The organism is Sphingobacterium sp. IITKGP-BTPF85 (assembly GCF_001006065.1).
Lineage (GTDB): Bacteria > Bacteroidota > Bacteroidia > Sphingobacteriales > Sphingobacteriaceae > Sphingobacterium > Sphingobacterium anhuiense.
On sequence record NZ_ASZT02000095.1, the window covers coordinates 1 to 20264 of the forward strand.

20 protein-coding genes and 2 pseudogenes are annotated in these 20264 nt (G+C 36.7%); 6 read left to right on the top strand and 16 right to left on the bottom strand.

The features are described 5' to 3' along the window. The 5 genes from L950_RS16985 to rbfA all read right to left on the bottom strand — a co-directional run bounded on the left by L950_RS16985 (position 1) and on the right by rbfA (position 2824). Positions 1–696: a hypothetical protein gene (locus L950_RS16985; protein WP_021190574.1), complete on the bottom strand. Its 696-nt coding sequence runs from the start codon at positions 694–696 to the stop codon at positions 1–3. 1 nt (position 697) lies between these two features. After that, entirely contained in the window at positions 698–1531 is an 834-nt protein-coding gene (locus L950_RS16990; protein WP_021190575.1) for an aminotransferase class V-fold PLP-dependent enzyme, read from the bottom strand. A gap of 80 nt (positions 1532–1611) precedes the next feature. Beyond that, positions 1612–1788: a hypothetical protein gene (locus L950_RS33670; RefSeq protein ID WP_021190576.1), complete on the bottom strand. Its 177-nt coding sequence runs from the start codon at positions 1786–1788 to the stop codon at positions 1612–1614. After that, the gene (aat, locus tag L950_RS16995; protein ID WP_021190577.1) at positions 1772–2422 is read right to left on the bottom strand and encodes a leucyl/phenylalanyl-tRNA--protein transferase; all 651 of its coding nucleotides are present in this window, start codon (positions 2420–2422) and stop codon (positions 1772–1774) included. Before aat ends, L950_RS33670 begins: the two co-directional genes overlap by 17 nt. 30 nt (positions 2423–2452) lie before the next feature. Beyond that, positions 2453–2824 (bottom strand): 30S ribosome-binding factor RbfA, encoded by a 372-nt coding sequence (rbfA, locus tag L950_RS17000; protein WP_031288628.1) that lies wholly within the window; start codon positions 2822–2824, stop codon positions 2453–2455. A gap of 510 nt (positions 2825–3334) precedes the next feature. On the opposite strand from rbfA, the gene argH reads away from it, so the two are divergent. Then, the gene (gene argH / locus L950_RS17005) at positions 3335–4666 is read left to right on the top strand and encodes an argininosuccinate lyase (protein ID WP_021190579.1); all 1332 of its coding nucleotides are present in this window, start codon (positions 3335–3337) and stop codon (positions 4664–4666) included. Between the two features lie 61 nt (positions 4667–4727). Here argH and L950_RS17010 read toward each other — a convergent pair whose 3' ends face one another. Beyond that, complete coding sequence (locus L950_RS17010; protein WP_031288629.1) at positions 4728–5786, bottom strand: aldose epimerase family protein; 1059 nt, start codon at positions 5784–5786, stop codon at positions 4728–4730. 133 nt (positions 5787–5919) lie between these two features. Between L950_RS17010 and L950_RS17015 the strand changes: the two are divergent. The 3 genes and pseudogenes from L950_RS17015 to L950_RS35660 all read left to right on the top strand — a co-directional run bounded on the left by L950_RS17015 (position 5920) and on the right by L950_RS35660 (position 9477). After that, positions 5920–7283: pseudogene (locus L950_RS17015) on the top strand (deoxyguanosinetriphosphate triphosphohydrolase). A gap of 83 nt (positions 7284–7366) precedes the next feature. After that, positions 7367–8845: a DNA topoisomerase gene (locus tag L950_RS26830; protein WP_262507121.1), complete on the top strand. Its 1479-nt coding sequence runs from the start codon at positions 7367–7369 to the stop codon at positions 8843–8845. Positions 8846–8850: 5 nt separating this feature from the next. Then, positions 8851–9477, top strand: a complete 627-nt coding sequence (locus tag L950_RS35660; protein WP_262507122.1) for a DNA topoisomerase — start codon at positions 8851–8853, stop codon at positions 9475–9477. A 56-nt stretch (positions 9478–9533) separates the two neighbouring features. Here L950_RS35660 and L950_RS17030 read toward each other — a convergent pair whose 3' ends face one another. From L950_RS17030 to L950_RS17040, 3 genes are read right to left on the bottom strand one after another with little or no spacing between them, the layout of a single operon-like run. Continuing rightward, positions 9534–9920 (bottom strand): hypothetical protein, encoded by a 387-nt coding sequence (locus tag L950_RS17030; protein WP_021190582.1) that lies wholly within the window; start codon positions 9918–9920, stop codon positions 9534–9536. Between the two features lie 4 nt (positions 9921–9924). Next, a complete protein-coding gene (locus L950_RS17035; RefSeq protein ID WP_021190583.1) occupies positions 9925–10290 on the bottom strand; it encodes a hypothetical protein in 366 nt (121 codons plus the stop codon). A gap of 4 nt (positions 10291–10294) precedes the next feature. After that, on the bottom strand, positions 10295–10801 hold the full coding sequence (locus L950_RS17040; RefSeq protein ID WP_021190584.1) for a GbsR/MarR family transcriptional regulator: 507 nt from the start codon (positions 10799–10801) through the stop codon (positions 10295–10297). Positions 10802–10951: 150 nt separating this feature from the next. On the opposite strand from L950_RS17040, the gene L950_RS17045 reads away from it, so the two are divergent. After that, complete coding sequence (locus tag L950_RS17045) at positions 10952–11941, top strand: hypothetical protein (protein ID WP_021190585.1); 990 nt, start codon at positions 10952–10954, stop codon at positions 11939–11941. Positions 11942–11961: 20 nt separating this feature from the next. Here L950_RS17045 and L950_RS17050 read toward each other — a convergent pair whose 3' ends face one another. The 3 genes and pseudogenes from L950_RS17050 to L950_RS17060 form a co-directional block, all read right to left on the bottom strand. Next, on the bottom strand, positions 11962–12222 hold the full coding sequence (locus L950_RS17050) for a hypothetical protein (protein WP_021190586.1): 261 nt from the start codon (positions 12220–12222) through the stop codon (positions 11962–11964). A gap of 70 nt (positions 12223–12292) precedes the next feature. Beyond that, positions 12293–13579, bottom strand: coding sequence for an L-lysine 6-transaminase (lat, locus tag L950_RS17055; protein ID WP_021190587.1), 1287 nt, complete (start codon positions 13577–13579; stop codon positions 12293–12295). An 11-nt stretch (positions 13580–13590) separates the two neighbouring features. Then, a pseudogene (locus L950_RS17060) lies at positions 13591–15119 on the bottom strand (aldehyde dehydrogenase family protein). 78 nt (positions 15120–15197) lie between these two features. On the opposite strand from L950_RS17060, the gene L950_RS17065 reads away from it, so the two are divergent. Beyond that, the gene (locus L950_RS17065) at positions 15198–16370 is read left to right on the top strand and encodes an acyl-CoA dehydrogenase family protein (protein WP_021190589.1); all 1173 of its coding nucleotides are present in this window, start codon (positions 15198–15200) and stop codon (positions 16368–16370) included. A gap of 132 nt (positions 16371–16502) precedes the next feature. On the opposite strand, the gene L950_RS17070 is transcribed toward L950_RS17065, so the two are convergent. Genes L950_RS17070 through L950_RS17085 form a run of 4 tightly spaced genes read right to left on the bottom strand, consistent with a single transcriptional unit; the run spans position 16503 to position 19831 of the window. Beyond that, positions 16503–17621: a glycosyltransferase family 4 protein gene (locus tag L950_RS17070; RefSeq protein ID WP_021190590.1), complete on the bottom strand. Its 1119-nt coding sequence runs from the start codon at positions 17619–17621 to the stop codon at positions 16503–16505. Between the two features lie 49 nt (positions 17622–17670). Next, positions 17671–18180 (bottom strand): hypothetical protein, encoded by a 510-nt coding sequence (locus L950_RS17075; protein WP_021190591.1) that lies wholly within the window; start codon positions 18178–18180, stop codon positions 17671–17673. Beyond that, on the bottom strand, positions 18144–18650 hold the full coding sequence (locus tag L950_RS17080; RefSeq protein WP_021190592.1) for a lysylphosphatidylglycerol synthase domain-containing protein: 507 nt from the start codon (positions 18648–18650) through the stop codon (positions 18144–18146). Before L950_RS17080 ends, L950_RS17075 begins: the two co-directional genes overlap by 37 nt. Further along, positions 18650–19831 (bottom strand): glycosyltransferase, encoded by a 1182-nt coding sequence (locus L950_RS17085; RefSeq protein WP_021190593.1) that lies wholly within the window; start codon positions 19829–19831, stop codon positions 18650–18652. Before L950_RS17085 ends, L950_RS17080 begins: the two co-directional genes overlap by 1 nt. Between the last annotated feature and the right edge of the window lie 433 nt (positions 19832–20264).

Consider the following 20264-nt stretch of genomic DNA (forward strand, 5'->3'; position numbering starts at 1 on the left):
TTAAACAGATTGAAGAATAAAAAATAAGCTTGGAAATTTTACCAAGCTTAATTTTATTCGGACGTATGTGAAAAAAAAATGAGACTTCAGTTTATCTAAGCCTAAATCCTCTTCTTCTTTATCCAGTTCATATATCCATACTTTTTCGCCAAGGATATCGTTGATCTCCTTTGGATTCGTTAAATCGACAGGACGTACACGCTGTTCTTTTACAATTGGATTTTGGATCGCTTGTAAACTATTGGCATGTCTGATAATCTGAAAACGGAATGTTGGCCATTTACCCACAGTAGCAAAATTTCCAGAGTAGAATTGAACAGAATCATGTTTACTGATTTTTTCAGCAAATATGCCTTTAGCCTTATTGACATTGGTATCCGCAATGCTAACCAATAATTCATAAGAAGTCTGATTCACGAGATGCAATTTCGCTAATCCATCTTTATGATCACCAGAAATTGCCAGTAAGATACCCTTCTCAATAAATTTTGAAGGTATTTCTTCAGCTTGCTCATTAAGCTCGTCATCATCACGGCGCATATTTCCATGCACTAAAGTCAATTTACTTGCCTGTACAGGTATTTCAAATCCAGTATCATCTGTTACACCGATGAGGTCATTGGATTGAAAGGAGGTGATATGTCCCTCTATTGGTTCATCTACAAACCGTACTAAATCGCCTATTTTGAAACCCATGTTATTTTAAAATTTTAGTATCAATAATTCTTAATAATTTTTCTAAATCTGTTTCATCATTATAAAGATGAAATCCGATTCTTATACCATTACCACGTGGAAAGCATTTGATATTGTTTTCCATTAATATATTAAAGTGCCCTTGATCAATCTGCAAATTAAAGATTGTACTTGTTTCAACTCTGTTAATAGCCACTTCGGTTAATATTTTCCGTTTACCCAATTCCTGTTTGGCAAGCTTTACTAATTGTTGCGTATAAGCAGCTGTGTGTTCCAATCCGAGTTCGGACAAAAACTCCAGACCCTTTTGTAATGTTCCGTGAGATAAAGTATCTAGATGTCCAGGCTCAAAATAAAGTTGATCGATACCTTTTCCTGCCCACATTTTGTCAATTTCGACGTTTTGTGTGGCCAAGTTTGGAAACAAGATCTGTTTTCCATAATCACTAACAAGAAGGAAGCCGTTGCCATAACCACCTAAAAGCCATTTATAACCACTGGCACCAACAACATCAAATCCCGACTGGGAGAAGTTAAAAACTTCAGTTCCCAAAAACTGAGTACCATCACCAATTATAAGCAATTCCGGAAATTTCTCTTTCAATTGTTTAATAAATTCGAGATTGATTTTGATACCAGAAATGTATTGCACGATACTAAATATAAAAACAGTCGGTTCGTGTTTTTTAATAGCATGGGTAATATGCTCTTCCAACTTTTCATCAACAGGGGTTGTCACATGTTCAAAACCCCTAGAAATGACAGGAAAATTAACAGAAGGATAGTCTCCTTCAAACAATAAAATTTTTGAATCCTTTGGCAAGCGGTCCAACAAAGCATTGAATCCTGTTGAAAAATTAGCGGTGTTATAAACATTGTGAATAGCAGTTGTGAAGAACTTTCCGATACTCTTTTTTACCGCGAGATTAAATTCACCCTGTTTTTCACGCAGATCTGTTGCTGTTGAAAAAAATCAGCATCTCTTTTCAGACGCCATTCTTTAGATGAGATGGGAATTAAGCCGGAACCTGGTGTAGTTAAATAAGAAACGTCCTCAGGGATATCAAAGTAAGATTTATAAGGTGTTTGCATTTTGTTCTTTTAATATAGACAGATATTCTTGTTGCGAAATACTTGTACCGCCCATAGAAGCCAAATGTGGCGTATGGAATTGACAATCTACAAATTTCAAGTTGAAATGAGTAGTTAAATATATGAGAGCAGCTTTTGAAGCATTAGATACGGTGGAAAACATACTTTCACCACAAAACACCTGATTGATATAAATACCATATAAACCACCTACTAATTTTTCATTCTCCCACACTTCTATGGAATGCGCATAATTTATCCGATGTAGTTCCTGATAAGCATCGATCATATCAGAAGTAATCCAGGTTCCGTCTTGATCTTTACGTTCAATCTTAGCACAGCTGTGGATGACTTCGGTGAAAGCCTTGTCGACAGTAATCGAAAATTTATCAGTTTTTAAGATTTGAAGCATACTTTTGCTGATTTTTAGATGCTCTGGAAAGATGACAAACCGTTCATGTGGAGCATACCAAAGTATAGGAGAATCTTCGCTAAACCAAGGAAATATACCATTCTCGTAGGCTAAGATCAGTCTATCCGCACTCAAATCACCACCAACTGCCAGTAAACCATCTTCATCAGCAAGTTCAGGATGTGGAAAGCTAATACTATCAGGATCTAAGTTGAAAACCATTTTTAAAAATAGACAAAAAAACCAGATTGTTTAATCTGGTTGTCTCGTTTCTTTACTAATTTCTTCAAATATTTTATCCATATGCTCTACATATTCATTGGTGTCATCCAAGAAGAAATCCAGTTGTGGAACAATCCGAACTTGATTTTTAATTTTAGAGCCTAATTTGTAGCGAATTTCTGTTGTTTTAGTGCGGATTGCTTTTAAATCCTCAGGAGCTGTTTCGGTATTTAAAAAACTTAAATAAACTCTTGCTATAGCTAAGTCCGGTGTTACACGTACACGCGTAACCGTAATAAATGCCCCAGGAGCCCAACTATTACCTTCGCGTTGCAGTAATTCAGCTAAGTCTTGCTGTAATACACCTGCAAAACGTTGTTGTCTTTTGCTTTCTGTTCCCATCGTTTTAGTTTTTGTTTCGTGAAAATTCACCCTATTATAGGTACAAAGATAAATATAAAAAAGAATAAAGGCATATCTTGGAGGGATATGCCTGTATAATTTTGGTTTATAATTAGTTAGGGTTCAATTTCTTAAAGTTTAGAGACGTTATGGTCTATCATAGTTTGGTTTTTTTACGGTTTTAAAAGTAAGTGTTTGCTAACTTTAAAACGTATATTTTTATATTTCACTCTCCCTTATGATACAAACATATAAAAATTAAATTGTTGTCACAATGGGTGAATTAAAAACAAAGTAATCGCTCACTCACTATCGCTGTTTGCTGAGTTTTAACAAACATTTAACATAAAAATATTTTTATTTAATATAAAATCACATCCACATTACTGTAAAACAATCGATCGAATTCGATCAATTGTCACATCGATCCATAGTATGAGCTGAACTTCAATTGTTTTATTTGTTTTCAAATGGTATTTTTGTCAAGTATATAAATAGCGTACTAAAAAAATGAAAATCTGGCAAAAAAATATAGATGTTGATTCATTTGTCGAATCTTTTACTGTAGGTAATGATCGAGTGATGGATTTGCAGTTAGCAGCCGCTGATGTTTTGGGATCTTTGGCCCATACTCGTATGCTGAATAGTATCAACTTGATGACCGATGAAGACCTTGCTATTGTACAGCAGGAACTGAAAAATATTTATCAAGAAATTAGTGCCGGAGAATTTGAAATAGAGGATTCTGTTGAAGACGTACACTCACAAGTAGAGATGTTATTAACACAGCGGATCGGAGAAGCAGGAAAGAAAATTCATTCCGGACGCTCAAGAAATGATCAGGTACTCGTAGATTTGAAACTGTATTTCAGAACCGAAATCCAAAACATGGTCGGTAATACAGAGATTTTCTTTCAGCAACTGATTAAATTAAGTGAACAATATAAAGATATCCTGATTCCAGGTTATACACATTTGCAGATCGCTATGCCATCCTCATTTGGATTGTGGTTCGGAGCATATGCGGAAAGTTTAGTCGATGATTTGGAATTGATGAAAGCAGCATGGAAAGTATGTAATAAAAATCCTTTAGGATCTGCTGCTGGCTACGGATCTTCTTTTCCTTTAAATCGGACAATGACAACAAATCTATTGGGATTTGATGATTTAAATTATAATGTAGTCTATGCACAAATGGGCAGAGGTAAGACAGAACGTATCTTAGCACAGGCGATGAGTTCCATCGCGGCTACTTTAGCAAAATTTGCCATGGATGTCACCCTATACATCAATCAAAATTTTGGTTTCATTTCATTCCCTGCACATTTAACAACAGGCTCTAGTATTATGCCACATAAGAAGAACCCTGATGTTTTTGAATTGATCCGTTCACGTTGCAACAAAATTCAAGCATTACCCAATGAGATCGCATTGATGACAACTAATCTTCCTTCTGGATATCACCGTGATTTACAATTGCTAAAAGAAAACCTTTTCCCTGCATTTAAGTCATTGAATGATTGTTTAGAAATTGCAACGTTTATGCTAGAACATATTTCAGTGAAAAAAGATGTTTTAGATGATCCAAAATACGATTATCTATTCTCAGTTGAAGTTGTCAATAATGAAGTTCTAAAAGGTGTTCCTTTCCGTGAAGCCTATAAAAATATTGGTATTGCGATTGATGCAGGAGAATTCCAGCCATCAAAAGAAGTGAACCATACCCATGAAGGAAGTATCGGTAATTTAGGTAATGATCAGATACAACGTATGTTTAAAGAAGTAATCGCCGCATTTGGATTTGACAAAGTGGAAAATGCTTTGAGCCAGTTGGTGAAATAGTAACCAATTAGTCGGTTAGAAAGTTAGTGTAAAAGTAATCTAACTTTCTAACCAATTCATGCTATTTTTCAAGAGAGAATTTAAAATGAGTTTCCGATATAAATTCTTCTCCCGCTTTTAAAACTGTTGAAGGAAAGTCCGATTGATTAGGACTATCCGGAAAATGTTGTGTTTCTAAACAGAAACCTGCATAGGGCAGATAAACATTTCCAGATTTACCGGTGTCATTTCCCGTCATCCAGTTGCCTGTATACAATTGTACCCCTGGTTCAGTAGTAAAAACATCTAAGCGTATACCCGATTTCGGAGCGTATGCCGTAGCGCAAGCTGTAGAAATAGGGCTGTTGTTGACAAAACAATGATCATATCCTTTGGCAGCAATCAGCTGTTCGTCGTTAGCAGTAATATCCTGCGCAATGGATTTAAATTCTTTAAAGTTGAAGGGCGTTCCTTCTACCGGAACTGTTGCAATCGGAATTTGGTTCTCATCGACAGCAAGGTAAGTATCGGAGTTTATTTTTAACTGATGACTTAGAATATCTCCAGATCCCTCTCCATTTAGATTGAAATAAGTATGATTGGTCAAATTGATCACGGTATCCTCATCGCTGTCTGCTCTGTATTTGATAATGATTTCATTGTCATTTGTTAACGTATATGTAACCGAAACATTCAAATTTCCAGGAAACCCTTCTTCGCCATCTTTAGAAACGAGGTAAAATTCAGCCTGTGATTCATAACTCACACGACGATCCCATATTTTTTTATGAAAACCCTCAGGTCCACCGTGTAAACAATTGATGCCATTATTTATAGGAAGCTGATACTCTTTACCATTTAATTCAAACCTTCCATTTGCGATACGATTTGCAAATCTTCCTGCTGTGACACCGTGATATTGTTCATCAGCGCGATAGTAAAGACCAATATTGCTAAAACCCAAAGCAACATCAGTAAGTTTCCCTTTGTTGTCAGGGACAAGGATACTGACTATTCGAGCACCATAATCACTAAGGGCAACCTGCATCCCGCGCGTATTTTTTAAAATAATAAGGTGCGTGTTCTTCTCGTTAACAGTGCTGGTAAAAGTATGGATAGACGGCAAATGATAGTTACTCATGATGATGGTTGTTTTGATTCCTTGTTAAAGATAAAGATTATAAACTTTTTAAAAAACGATTCTTGCTATTTATAAAAAATCAATTTCGAAAAAGCCACCGCACTTAGAAAATCAAAAAATGTATATTTGCAATATGTCTGTAAATACAAGTATGAATTGGAAACAATTACTATCCGCTAAACGCTGGGGGTATGAACATCGTGTCAGTGATAGTCATTTAATAGCACGTTCAGAATTTCAACGTGATTACGATAGATTGATTTTTTCTTCTCCATTTAGAAGATTGCAGAATAAAACGCAGGTATTCCCGTTGCCAGGAGCAGTATTTGTTCACAATAGACTTACCCATAGTCTAGAAGTAGCTAGCGTCGGAAGATCATTGGGACGTTGTTTTACACAAAGATGAAAGACGCAGATTCAGAGATTGATGAATTATATCCCTATCTACAAGAAGTCGGGAATATGGTATCTGCCGCATGTCTCTCTCATGATCTGGGAAATCCGGCATTTGGACATTCCGGTGAAGCTGCCATTTCGACTTATTTTACAGAGGGTGATGGTCGTAAATACCAAGAACAGGTAACGAAGGAAGAATGGGCAGATCTGACACATTTCGAAGGTAATGCCAATGCATTGCGAATACTGACACATCCTTTCAACGGAAAAGATGATAAAGGATTTGCTTTAACCTATACATCTTTAGCGTCAATTGTTAAATATCCTTGTGCCGCGATTGATGGTCATATTAAGAAAAATCACCACCGGAAAAAATATGGATACTTTGCATCGGAAAGAGAAACCTTCGAAACGATAGCTGGAGAGTTAGGACTGTTGGAAGACCCAACGAATCCTAAGGGGTATTTACGGCATCCATTAGTCTATCTCGTAGAGGCCGCAGATGATATTTGCTATAATATTATCGATTTAGAAGACGCACATCATTTAAAAATTTTATCTTATCCCGAAGTTGAAGATTTACTATTACCACTATGTGGAGGAGAAGATCTTAGAGCCCGTTTGGATTCTCTTTACGATACCGCCAGCCGAGTAGCACTGTTACGAGCAAAAGCAATCAATACGTTGACAAAAGCATGTGTTGATGTATTTTATAATGAGCAGGAACAACTTTTAAAAGGTACTTTTCCATCTGCACTGATGGATGCTCTAGACGCTGATATCGTAGCACATCTCAAAAGAATTAATAAAATATCAGTAGCGAAGATTTATAACGCGCCTACGGTTGTGCAGATTGAGGTAGCGGGCTATAAAGTGATGAACGCGCTCTTGGCCGAGTTCGTTCCAGCTTATCTAAAAAAGAATAAAAATAGTTACGATGAAAAATTAGTAGCACTAATTCCACATCAATTTTATACAGACCAAGAAGATTCTTATTCTAAAATTAGAGCCGTTTTGGATTTTGTGTCAGGAATGACTGATGTCTATGCCATCGATCTATATCGCAAGATAACAGGTATGATTATTCCTTCAATAGATTAAGCTTAAGAATATACAATATTAAAAATTTCGGGATTGTGAAAAGACACCTTTTCGCGATCGTGTATTTTATCTAAATAAAAAATATGAAAGTCGTTATTGCCGAAAAACCATCTGTTGCACGAGATTTGGCCCGAGTTATGGGTGCAAAAGAAACCAATGATGGTTACATTTCAGGAAATGGATATGCTTTCACCTATGCTTTTGGGCATTTGGTTCAACTGTGTACACCACAAGCTTACGGATTTCATAATTGGTCAATCGCAAATTTGCCCATTATTCCCACAGAATTTAAACTGGAATCAAAAAAGTTAAAGCGTGATGGCAAGCAAATTGATGATGCTGGTGCACTAAAGCAATTGAATACGATTAAGTATTTGTTAGATAAAGCAGAAGAAGTAATCGTCGCAACCGATGCTGGGCGAGAAGGAGAATTGATCTTTCGAAATATTTACTACTACCTTGGAGCAAAAGTTCCTTTTAAACGCTTGTGGATTTCCTCGCAAACGGACAAAGCAATTAAAGAAGGATTTGCAAATCTCAAAGAAGGAACAGAGTATGACAGTTTATATATGTCAGCACGTTCCCGTTCAGAATCCGATTGGTTAATCGGTATCAATGCCACACAGGCTATCACCTTAGCCGCTGGTAATAGAGGTTTGTTATCACTTGGTCGAGTACAGACTCCTACATTGGCCATGATTTGTTCTCGATATTTAGAAAACAAAGATTTCAAACCCCAGACTTTCTATAAAATTCAGGCCGGTTTTGAAAAAGAGAATATCAAATTCAAAGCTACTTCCGAAAAAATAGATAAAAAGGATGTTGCAGAAGAAGCTATTGCTAAGATTACCATTGGCTCGGAGGCCACAGTAACTAAAGTTGAAGCAAAAGAAACGAAAGAACAACCGCCGTTATTATTTGATTTGACTTCCCTACAGCAGGATGCCAATAAGAAATACGGATATTCTGCCGATCAGACCTTAAATATAGCACAGACACTTTATGAGAAAAAAGTCATCACCTATCCCCGTACAGGTTCTCGTTATATTGGAGAAGATGTATTCGAACAGATTGAAGCATTATTTCAACATTTAGCAGATACAGCAGAAGAAGGTATAGCGACGATTTCACGTAATCTAATCGGAGCAAAACTCAATAAAAGATCTGTAGACGAGAAGAAGGTAACTGATCACCACGCACTGTTAGTGACAGATGAAAAGCCAGGAGCTTTGCTTCAGGAACAGCGCAATATCTACAATATGATTGCTAAACGTATGGTAGAAAGTTTTTCCGATGTCTGTTTAAAAGATATTACCACGGTTGTGATCAATGCAGGAGGTGTCGAATTAATTGCAAAAGGAACAGTTATCAAGCAGTATGGGTGGCGCCTATCAGCAGATCAAGTTGAACTACCTGATGAAGATAAAAATACCGAAGATCAAGATAATGAAAATGCCCAATTACCTAAATTGACAGCAGAAGAGTTATTGGAAATCTTATCGTTAGAACTATCCGAAAGATTTACCAAGCAAAGCCGATACACACTGAAGCATCATTGTTAAAAGCAATGGAAACTTCGGGAAAAGAAATCGATGACGATGAAATGCGTCAGGCTATGAAAGACTGTGGGTTGGGAACTCCAGCTACGCGGGCAGCAACTATTGAAACCTTGTTTCAAAGAGATTATATTAAGCGCGATAAAAAGAAACTCATTCCCACAGATAAAGGGTTGACCGTCTATAACCTGGTCAAAGACCGCTCCATAGCCAAAGTAACGCTAACGGGTAAATGGGAACAGAAACTGGAAGAAATGCGGGCCAATAAAGTTTCGTATGAGGTCTTTATGAAGCATATCAAAGACTACACCGAACGCATTACAAAAGAACTGTTGCAATTAAGAATTTCTATTGCCCATGAAGAAATCAAACCGTTGCAGAAAGGAAAGATAAAATGTCCAAAATGTGCAGCAGGGCAAATTCAGTTATTTGATAAAGTCGCACAATGTGACCATTATGCAAGAGGGTGTGATTTCAAAATATGGCGCACCTTGAATGGCATTATGCTGGAAGAAAAAGAGATGAAAAACCTGCTTGAAAAAGGAAAGACATCAACTTTAAAAGGCGTGAAGACAAAAGAGGGAAATACAGTAGATGCTGTTTTGACTTTTGAAAATTTTAAGGTAGGAGTAGCGTAAATCGTTTATCTCAATAAAAAAGGGTATCTCCACAAGAGATGCCCTTTTTTATTTTTTTAAGATTCTTGCAAGTTACTAGGTAATGTGCTTTTACTTTGTTTTGCAATACGTTTTCCTCTAAAGAATAAGAACATGTTCACAAAAAGCATAATTCCCAAATAAATACTAAAACCACCAATTTTATAGCTTAGTCTTTCAATTAATTCTTGCGTAGATGGTTTAAACATGGTGATTTCTAAAATGTAAAGTGCAAATCCTAAGTTCATCAGGTAAAAACCGATGCGAAAAAGATTATTAGTCGCCTTGGCAACTTCAGGTCTACCCTCAAAAATATCATTCATATACACGATACTGTTTTTAAATAGCGTATATGCAACATAATACGTCAATCCTATAGCAATAGGTAAGTAAATAAGATAACCGAGAACTGTTAAATTTTCCATGACTTTATTGTTTGATGGTTAAAGAATTTGTGTTATTTTTTGATAAAATATAGATGACAAGGATATTGATGTAATGCATTCCGGCAAGTAGTAAGATTAAGATGCCCATTTTCATTGCTATACTTGTTAATAATTCATTAAAACTTGTTAACTGGTTCCAGTAACTAAATTGTAAAATGGCATAACCGATGTTGAATAAATAATAACCTATCAATAATATATCATTTGTAGTATCAGCTGTTTTTTCTTTATTTCCGGAAAGAAATATGATGAAGATTCTACCATTTTTATGAAAAAGTTTTCCCACAAAAAGAATAATGTAAATGGTCAATAAACCATATATGCCATAGGCTATTATATTATAATTCATGTCGCTACATCATTAATTTTAATAATTTAATTAATAAATCACCTCTGTTGGTATTAAATAACTTATTTGCAATCGTTTCTAATTGGTCAGTTAGTACTTGTATATCTTTCACTGTCTTGTGGAATTCTTTTCCATCATCTGAAGTTTCTTTTTCAGTGGATGCACTAATTTGTTTCAGAATGTCCATGACAGGATCTAATTCTTTTTGTTTGCGCATGATTGCAATTTTCATTGCCCATTTTAGTACTTCCTTTTCAGCAATAAAGTATTCTTTTCGATCTCCTGCAATATGCTTTTTATAAACAACACCGTAATCAACTAGCTGTCGAATACTCATGTTCGCATTTCCTCGGGAGATGACTAGTTTTTCCATTATTTCATCAGTTGAAAGTGGATTACTAGATGCGAGCAGTAGGGCATGTACTTGAGCAACAGATTTATTAATTCCCCATTCTGTACCTAATGCCCCCCAAGTATCTATAAATTGTTGTTTTGCTTCTTCTAATTTCATTTTTGTCCAGGATTATTTCTTTCTCTATTCAAATGTAATAATAGTTTTTGTACTTTCAGTAATTATTGAAAATAAAATAATATAAATTGAATCCAAAGTTTATTTTGTGATGACTTTACTTTTTATAAAACGTGTACCTTTGTGCCCTATATGTCAACATCACTATACAATCCATTTAAAACATTTAAGTTTGATAACCAAACCTGTTTCTTGACAGGGAAGGAGCTTTCATCTGTGGACGAACAAATTCAGGTTTTTCCAGTATGGATGATGCGTGCCTTTGATTTAGAAGAAAAACCTTTTAAGATGTTAGACGAGTCTCTCGTCACTTATAAAAGTCTAAAACTTCCTTGTTCCGTAGAGGCCGCATTGGTAATTGAAAAAATGGAATCTGAGGTAGAACGTGCATTTGCACTAGGTTTTGATGCTGTAAGCGAATTACCGCAGATCACACTATTTCAGTGGATGTCTAAAATACTGTATGGTGTTGTATTTAATGAAATTCAGACCGGTATTCGCCAACAGACCTTAACAGGCGAAGAGATGAATTTCTCTCAGGTACTCGTTCAGAAGTTCAAAAACTTGCATGCGATGTTGCAGTCCTTACTGCAACCAATGGAATTTGAAGGAACCAATCCATTTTCAATTTTTATCAGTAAAGTAGATAATCCTGCGGAAACGTTTAATTATCGCGATGAAATCAATACCCTGATTTTTTCTTTGAGAATGAATGACTTTGGAATTGTTGCCTGTTTACAAGATAATGCAACGAATAATATCTACCATGAAGATGTTTTAAAAATGGTAGAAGGAAAAACACTGCACCCAGTTCAATTTGAAGAAATAGCAGCACGTTATTTTTATTCTGTATACCTCTTCAACCGTCTTCCAGAATATACCTATCTCAATACCCCAAAAATGATATATGTCGAACCGATGCCTTTGGCAGATATGTCCATGAAGCCCATTTTTGATCACTGGCAGGTAAAGGTTTACGGTCAGGTATTGGAAAATTTCTGGAAACCTTGGGGTTTCATTTTATTTGAGATTATTAAGGATCCGGATAGCCCGATGAGTTTCATAACGGATGATAGCGGAAATTTCGTTCCACGTGAAGCAATTGAGCTACCACTTGGATAAATAAAAAAAGCCCTTAAATATTATTTACGGGCTTTTTTCTTTTTTTGTACAGGAGAGCTTCTTTTCTTAGTATCTGCTAGATCGATCTCTTTTTTCTTCTTGTTTACAATCAAGATAAGCCCAAAGGGACCTAGTATAGGAACGCACATGCCCAATATTGATAGTATAACAAAGCCCCCGGTTACATCTTTGAGCCTAAATAATCTGAATAATGCGATGGCCATTAATACAAAATGGATAATAGTCACCAATTGAACCAACGCTAATTTACTTGCATCCATATTTTATCTTGATAATAAAGGCAAATGTAACGAGATTCATTTGAAATAGGGAATCTTTACAAATAAGATGCTATAAGATCCCTTCCATGATCGTAAATGCTTCATTGATTTCGTTCATCTGAATATTCAGATGCGGTCTAAAACGAATCGTCCTTTCTCCACAGCCCAGTAAAATCAGTCTCTGTGCAAAAGCGTTCTTAATAAACTTGTCTCTTTCCTGCTCATTGGGAAAATCAAAAGCGATAAACAATCCTTTTCCTCTTATATTGCTTATTTGTCCATGCTTACTTGCTAAAGCTTCCAGTTTTTGAATAAAATGTTCACCCTTCTTAGGGATCTGTTCAATTAATTTTTCCTGCTCTATCACTTCTAAAATAAGTTTAAAGCGCATCATATCTGTAAAATCACCTCCAAAAGTCGAATTGATACGGGATGATTCTTTAAAAACGTGTTTTTCTACGCGGTCAAACTTTTCTTTGTTGGCAAGCAAACCACAGACCTGAGTCTTCTTTCCAAATGCGATTAAATCGGGAACAACTCCAATCGTTTGATAGGCCCACATCGATCCTGTTAAGCCAATTCCAGTTTGTACCTCATCAAAAATCAATAAAATATCATGCTCATCACAGATATCGCGCAGAGCCTGTAGAAATTCTTTTCTGAAGTGATTGTCTCCCCCTTCTGCCTGAATTGGTTCTATAATAATACAGGCGATATCATTCGGATGATTGTCAAGTGCATTTCTGATTTCTCGAATGGCTGTTTTTTCTTTTTCAATAACTGCGTTTAAAACAATTTCCGTGATCGGGAATGTTAGTTTTGGATTGCTGATACGCGGCCAGTTAAATTTAGGGAAATACATGTGTTTTCTAGGATCCTTCGTATTGGTCAACGAAAGTGTATAACCAGATCTCCCATGAAATGCCTCTTTGAAATGAATGACCTGAGAAGCTTCCTTTTCAATTCCTGAAGCAAAATTTAAACGTGTCTTCCAGTCAAAAGCAACTTTTAAAGTGTTTTCCACGGCTAAAGTTCCTCCTGCAATAAAAAAACAATACTGCAGTTCCTTTGGTAGCGCTACGCGTTCGAATACTTGCATAAAATCAGCAAATTCTTTGGGGTAAATATCCGATAAAGCAGGTTTGTTAATCGCCATTTTACCTAAAAAATCTTGATGCTTTAGGAGATAGGGATGGTTATAACCAATAGCAACAGATGCAAACATGCTGAATAAATCCAGATAAGCATCTCCATTTTGATCGACTAGATAAGAGCCATGTGATTTTTCTATATCCATCACAATTGGAAAACCATCTGCGAGCAAATGTTTAGATAATATTTCGTGAACTGTACTCATGTCGTTGTCATTTAAAGGTTAAAGGTTATTCCTTGTGCCAAAGGAAGTTCGGTGCTGTAATTAATGGTATTGGTTTGTCTCCGCATATAGGCTTTCCAGGCATCCGAACCAGATTCGCGTCCACCACCAGTTTCTTTTTCACCTCCAAAAGCACCACCGATCTCTGCCCCCGATGTTCCGATGTTGATATTAGCAATTCCACAATCTGATCCTTGTGCACTGAGGAATAATTCCGCCTCGCGCAGATTATTAGTCATAATAGCCGAAGACAGCCCTTGTTTCACATCATTTTGGATAGCGATTGCTCCATCACATCACCTTGATATTTTATTAAATAAAGAATTGGAGCAAAAGTCTCCTGTTGAACTATATCATAATGGTTTTCCACTTCAGCAATCGCAGGTTTTACGTAACAACCACTTTCAAATCCCTTTCCAGTGAGTAAACCACCGGTGACAATCAGCTTACCCCCTTGTTTCTCAATTTCAGATAGGGCATCTAAATAATGTGCGACTGCCTTTTGATCGATCAGTGGACCTACATGATTTTCTGGAAGTAGAGGATCTCCGATCTGTAGTTGAGCATATGCTTTTATCAATGATGCTTTGACTTGTTCATATACACTTTCATGAATGATTAATCTACGCGTTGAAGTACAGCGCTGACCGGCCGTACCTACAGCGCCGAATACAGCACCAATCGTCGTCATCTTCAAGTCCGCATCCGGTGTAATAATGATCGCATTATTTCCGCCAAGTTCTAAAATAGACCTGCCAAGGCGAGCAGCAACATGTTGTGCTACTGTTTTTCCCATTGCAGTTGAGCCTGTAGCAGATATTAAAGGAATATTAGTATCATGTACTAACCATTCACCCACAGTCTTATCTCCAATTATCAAATTAGAGATGCCTTCTGGTAATTCTTTCTGTTTTAATATCCCCGCCAAAATCTGTTGACAAGCTATGGCACATAAAGGAGTTTTTTCACTCGGTTTCCAGATCACAACATCTCCACATACCAATGCTAGTGCTGTATTCCATGCCCAAACAGCCACAGGAAAGTTGAATGCAGAAATAACACCAACAACACCTAAAGGATGATATTGATCGTACATACGATGGGAGGGACGTTCCGAATGAATCGTTGAACCATAAAGCTGACGGGATAAACCAACTGCAAAATCACAGATATCAATCATTTCTTGCACCTCGCCCATGCCTTCCTGTAGTGATTTTCCCATTTCATAAGAAACAAGCTTTCCGAGCGTAGGTTTTAATGACCTTAATTTATCCCCGAATAACCGAATCACTTCACCTCTTTGCGGAGCAGGAACAAGGCGCCAGATCGCATATGCTTTTTTCGCCTGAGCGCAGATATCTTTATAATCATTATGGGAAGAGCAAGTCACTGTAGCAATTACCTGACCATCAACGGGAGAAGTGGAAGTAATATCCGCACCAGTTGCAAACCAATTTTGTCCCGTAGAAGAACCCAAATTGGTCGCTAGAATGCCCAATTCTTTTAATTCTTGTTTTATCATAATGGTTTATATTATTCGTTTATATTTTAAATATAATGAATTATATTCTAAATATTGGCTATATTTAGATATTAAATTATGACAGATATGAATTCAACATGTGATTATTTTAATATAGATGCGCTATTGTCTGATGAAAATAAGCTCATCCGACAATCCATTCGTGATTTTGTCACTACGGAAATAAAGCCAGTTATAGACCATGCCGCTCAACATCATGAGGATATTCCCAATCTGATGTTAAAATTAGGAGCTATTGGAGCTTTGGGGCCTTATATACCAGTAGAATATGGTGGTGCAGGATTAGATCATATCGCTTATGGTATTATTATGCAAGAGCTAGAAGCAGGAGACTCTGCCATCCGGTCAGCAGCTTCCGTACAGTCATCATTAGTCATGTATCCCATTTTTACATTTGGAAGTGAAGAACAAAAAAAACAATACCTTCCCAAGCTGGCCTTAGGAGAATATATCGGTAGTTTCGGTTTAACAGAACCGAACCATGGTTCAGACCCAGCAGCTATGGAAACCCGTTTGTTAAAAAAAGACGGCCAATATATCCTTAATGGAGCAAAGATGTGGATTACCAATGCCCCGATATGTGATATAGCAATAGTGTGGGCACGAGATGAACAAGATAAAATAAGAGGGTGCATAGTAGAACGAGGTATGGATGGCTTCTCCACTCCTGAAACACTAAACAAATGGTCACTACGTGCTTCCAAAACCGGAGAGCTGATCTTTCAAAACGTAGCAATTCCCGCAGAAAATATTCTTCCCGAAGTAAATTCGCTCCGTGGACCTTTTTCATGCTTGAACTCCGCGCGATATGGAATATCTTGGGGAGCAATCGGAGCTGCAATAGACTGTTACCAAACTGCAGTCAAATATGCATTAGAACGAGAACAGTTCGGAAAACCGATCGCATCCTATCAATTACAACAAAAGAAATTAGCAGAATTCCTCACAGAGATTACAAAAGCTCAATTATTGTCGTGGCGCTTAGGCGTACTGAAAAATGAAGGAAAAGCAACCCCAGCACAGATTTCAATGGCAAAACGTAATAATGTACACATGGCATTAGAAATCGCTAGAGAATCAAGACAGATATTAGGGGCCATGGGAATTGTAGGAGATTTTCCGATGATGCGCCACATGATGAACTTAGAATCTGTGATAACCTACGAAGGAACCCATGATATTCACCTGTTGATAACAGGTAACGATATTACAGGAATTAGTGCCTTTTAATTTGCTCGAGGACTTGAGGTATTGATCGATGGTTTACTTTGAAATATAAACATGAAGGGAAATCTGAAACCATATATCTCAATATCTCAGCTTTCTTCTACAATAGGAAGGGGGGAGGAGCTAAAAGAAACATTAAGAATGTGCAATTAGGCTTTGAAACAAATTAAAATAAGCCCTTACCATTTTATCCCAGCTATAATGTCCTAAAGAATACGCTTGAAATTCTTCGCTTCTGTTCTTGAGAAGCGAAGGATGCTCAAGCGTATTTTTAATTTCCGAAATCCAACAGATCTCCTGCTCAGGAGGTATGAGAATTCCATTCTTCTGATGAATGATCGCATCACTGATCCCTTCAATATCCGAAGCAAATACAGTCGCCCCACAGATACTAGCTTCCAGGCAAACCAAACCAAAACCCTCCATATCGCCTGCGACTTTGATGTTAGGCATAATGAATAATCCCGCGTGGCGTAACAAGCATTGCAAATCAGTCGTAGGAATTTTTCCGATATGTTGTAACCGATCTTTGAAATTAGGATCCAGTAAATAATGACGTATAGCTTTTTGATCGGATGGAAATCCTAAGAACAACATCGTTAGATGCCGTAGAGAAGATGGGAGAGCATAAAGCAATTTCTCTTTCTTTGTTGCGGTTGGAGAAAAAGGACCTATTAAGATCAGCTTATAATCTGATGGAAGTTGAGGTAGCACATGTTTAATAAACCAGGAAATGCCTTTTCGTTTCACAGGTCTGCCTAGGGCGATGATGAGATGCTCGGCCTTTGTAGCAATTCCATATTTCGTTAAGACAGGTTCAATAGCCACAGTGTTATCCAAGACAAGACTATGGTCTACACCATTTTGAATCACTTCAATCTTATCGGGATGAATACCACGATTGATGGAAGCCTCCCTTGTAGCAGTACTTACAGCTATTATTTTGTCAAATTTGTTGAATTGAGGGATAATTTTACGTTGAAAATAGGCTAAAGGAAAAACCACATCAAGGCCGTGAACAGTAACCACCCGTTTTAACTGTTCATAACCCTTATGTCTTAAAGACAAAGCCGCAATCAGACCATCATTAAAATGAATAACCTTTATATTAGGATGTAATAAGAGCAACGCTAGAATCCGCTTATTTAAAAGGTGAAAAAATTTGATAATAGATTCATCCCCCTGATAAACTATTTTATGTACAGTTGTATAGGGAGCCAATCCGTTAATAAGCTCAAAGCTTTGTTTTTCCATCCCTCCGATAGTGGGCGGAAATTTATGACTTACACAAAGAATTTCCATATTAGGATAGTATCCCCCCTTTTTTAATTCCGAAATAAGCTAAAAAACCAAATGCAATCCAAAAAACTTGTCTAGAACGTCTTATTAAAGCGATGATCAACCAGATTTGAACCGTATAGATACCAGCACTGGTCAGTAAAATTTTATTCCCGAATTCCTCCACCCCAATTTGAGCAGGAATAAAAGCGCCAAAGCTTTTGATAATAATAATACCCATGTCCATAAATTGACTCAGGATAATCGGAATCGTAATACCTGAAAAGTATAAGATGAGGAAAAGCTCCAAAGCACCAACAGTCCAGTGTAAGAAAAAATAAAAATATGCACGATAACATTTGCACGGCTGATTTTGATGAAAAGTTAGTACCGCATTTAGGATAGTCTGAATACGTATACTTAGTTTTCGGAGTGCTTTCCAGGATAGCGTAGAAGCCACTTCTAGTTCTTTGGATTTCTTGAGAATAATAAAAATAATCAGTGGAATACAAAAAATGTAATCACTAATATCCACAGTACCGCTAGCAGCTGTTTAGGAATATTTTGATTAAAAGTGCTCATTAAAAACCAAAAACCAGAAATTCCAAATAATGAAAATTGCGTGATAATGGTCAAAAAACGCGATATTAAAACTGAATTTAAAATTTCTTGTTCAGATGTACCCGTCGGTTTCAGCAAGACTGTTTTTATATAATCGCCCCCAATAATGCTAGTGGGATTGAATAGTCCTATTGTTTCCCCGATATGTCGGATGCAGAATAGCCGCCATAAGGAAGTACGGTTCGGTTTTTCGATGAAGCAATTTTGCCATCCCGCTGTAGCCAATAAATATGCTAAACCCGTAATTACAATGATCCAGAGGAGATTCCACCCCATGTTAGTAACTTCTTTTAATACTGCCTTAAGATCAATGTGACTGATAAAGACAAGCAATGAAGAGAGTACGACAAGACTAATTGTAATTTTGAAAATCTTTTTACGCATTAACCAACCTGAAATTTAATGATTGAATCTTTAGCGGTTCTGTTCATTTGTTCTAAGTCTTTAAAATAGATGTTAGCTAAAGAGCTCCAGTCTATTGATTTGCTGAATTGTAATCCAGCATCTCCAATCTCCTTTCTTAATCTGTTATCCTTTAGTAAGTATATAATGCGATTAACAAAAGCTGTCGCATCCTGCGGTTTACATTTAAAACCTGTTAAACCTTCTGTTATTAAATCTGCCGAACCTCCGCCATCTGCAATAACACAAGGTAACGCAGATGCCATGGCTTCAATAACGACATTACCATAAGTCTCGGAATGGGAAGGAAAGACAAATAAGGTTGAAGAAGCATATAACTTGGAAAGGTCATGATGATTCAATTTGCCTAGAAAGATAGCTTCAGGCATCTGCTGTCGACAAGAGTCCATCGCAGAACCGTCTCCCGCGACTATAAAATTGAAAAGAATGTTCTGTTGCTTTAATAAGCTGTAGATCGCGATCAAGGTTTTTAAATTCTTCTCCCAAACCAGCCTACTGGCAAATAATATCGTCGGATGCCTATTTCCTGTTATTTCTTGTAGCCAATTGTGATCTTTTTTGTCTGGAGAAAATAGACTGTTGTCAATACCACGTTTCCAGATCTGCATCAAGCTTGGGTTAATGCCCATTTTTGTAAGTTCGGAAACGATGCTATTTGTTGGAATATAGATTTTATCACAATTATTATAGAATTTATTCTGTGTCTGGATAATTCTCTTCTTTGTAGGGCCAACCAAAAAAGTGAAATGCTTGAGATAGTAGTCAATATAGCTGACAAAGTGTGTATGGTAGATGCTGATGACTGGTATTTGATTTTTTAATGCATATCTCTGCCCGTAGAAACCTAAAACAGAAGGTGTAGCAATATGAATAATATCAGGATTAAAATCTTGGAGTTTCTTTTTTAGGCGTTGATCTGCTAGCGCTGGAATCGCCATACTGTAGTTCTGTTGTATCGGGATGCTTAAAGATGGTATTTTCAAGGACTCGAAATCTTGTACTTGATCTGGCCCTGTTCCATATATGAACAAAAATTCAAACCGTTTTTTATCGATGCGGTCGACAAGTTGAAAAATTGTTCGTGAAGCTCCGTCAAAGTCAGGAATCATTATCTCCGCAAAAAAAGCAACTCTTATCATCATGAATCATTTTTTCAAAGTAAGGAGCTCTATGTTTCCTTATGAATAAGGACATGTGAATAAATGATGTTTTTACATTATCCCGGTATTATGGAAATATGAGTATAATATTGTTCTTACTTTTTTGAGGAGAGCAGAGTTAAGATGAATTAGTATTACGATACCTTCAACCTATGTTTAAATGAATGTATAGTGATGGTCTAATGAAAATTCCTCTTAGTAGAAGTTTTTGGTAGAAATCTTGGGTAATCATCCTATTCATACAACCATTAATAGGAGGGAGTTTTTGTTCGATGTCCATAAACAGTTTTTGATTTAGAAAAAGATGTGATGCGGGCATATTGTTAGAAATATACCATTGTTAGCAGGGTGATATCATGTTATAAGCAAGTAGGGATCTTGTTCGAATATAATAGAGGTATAACAGGGGGATAAG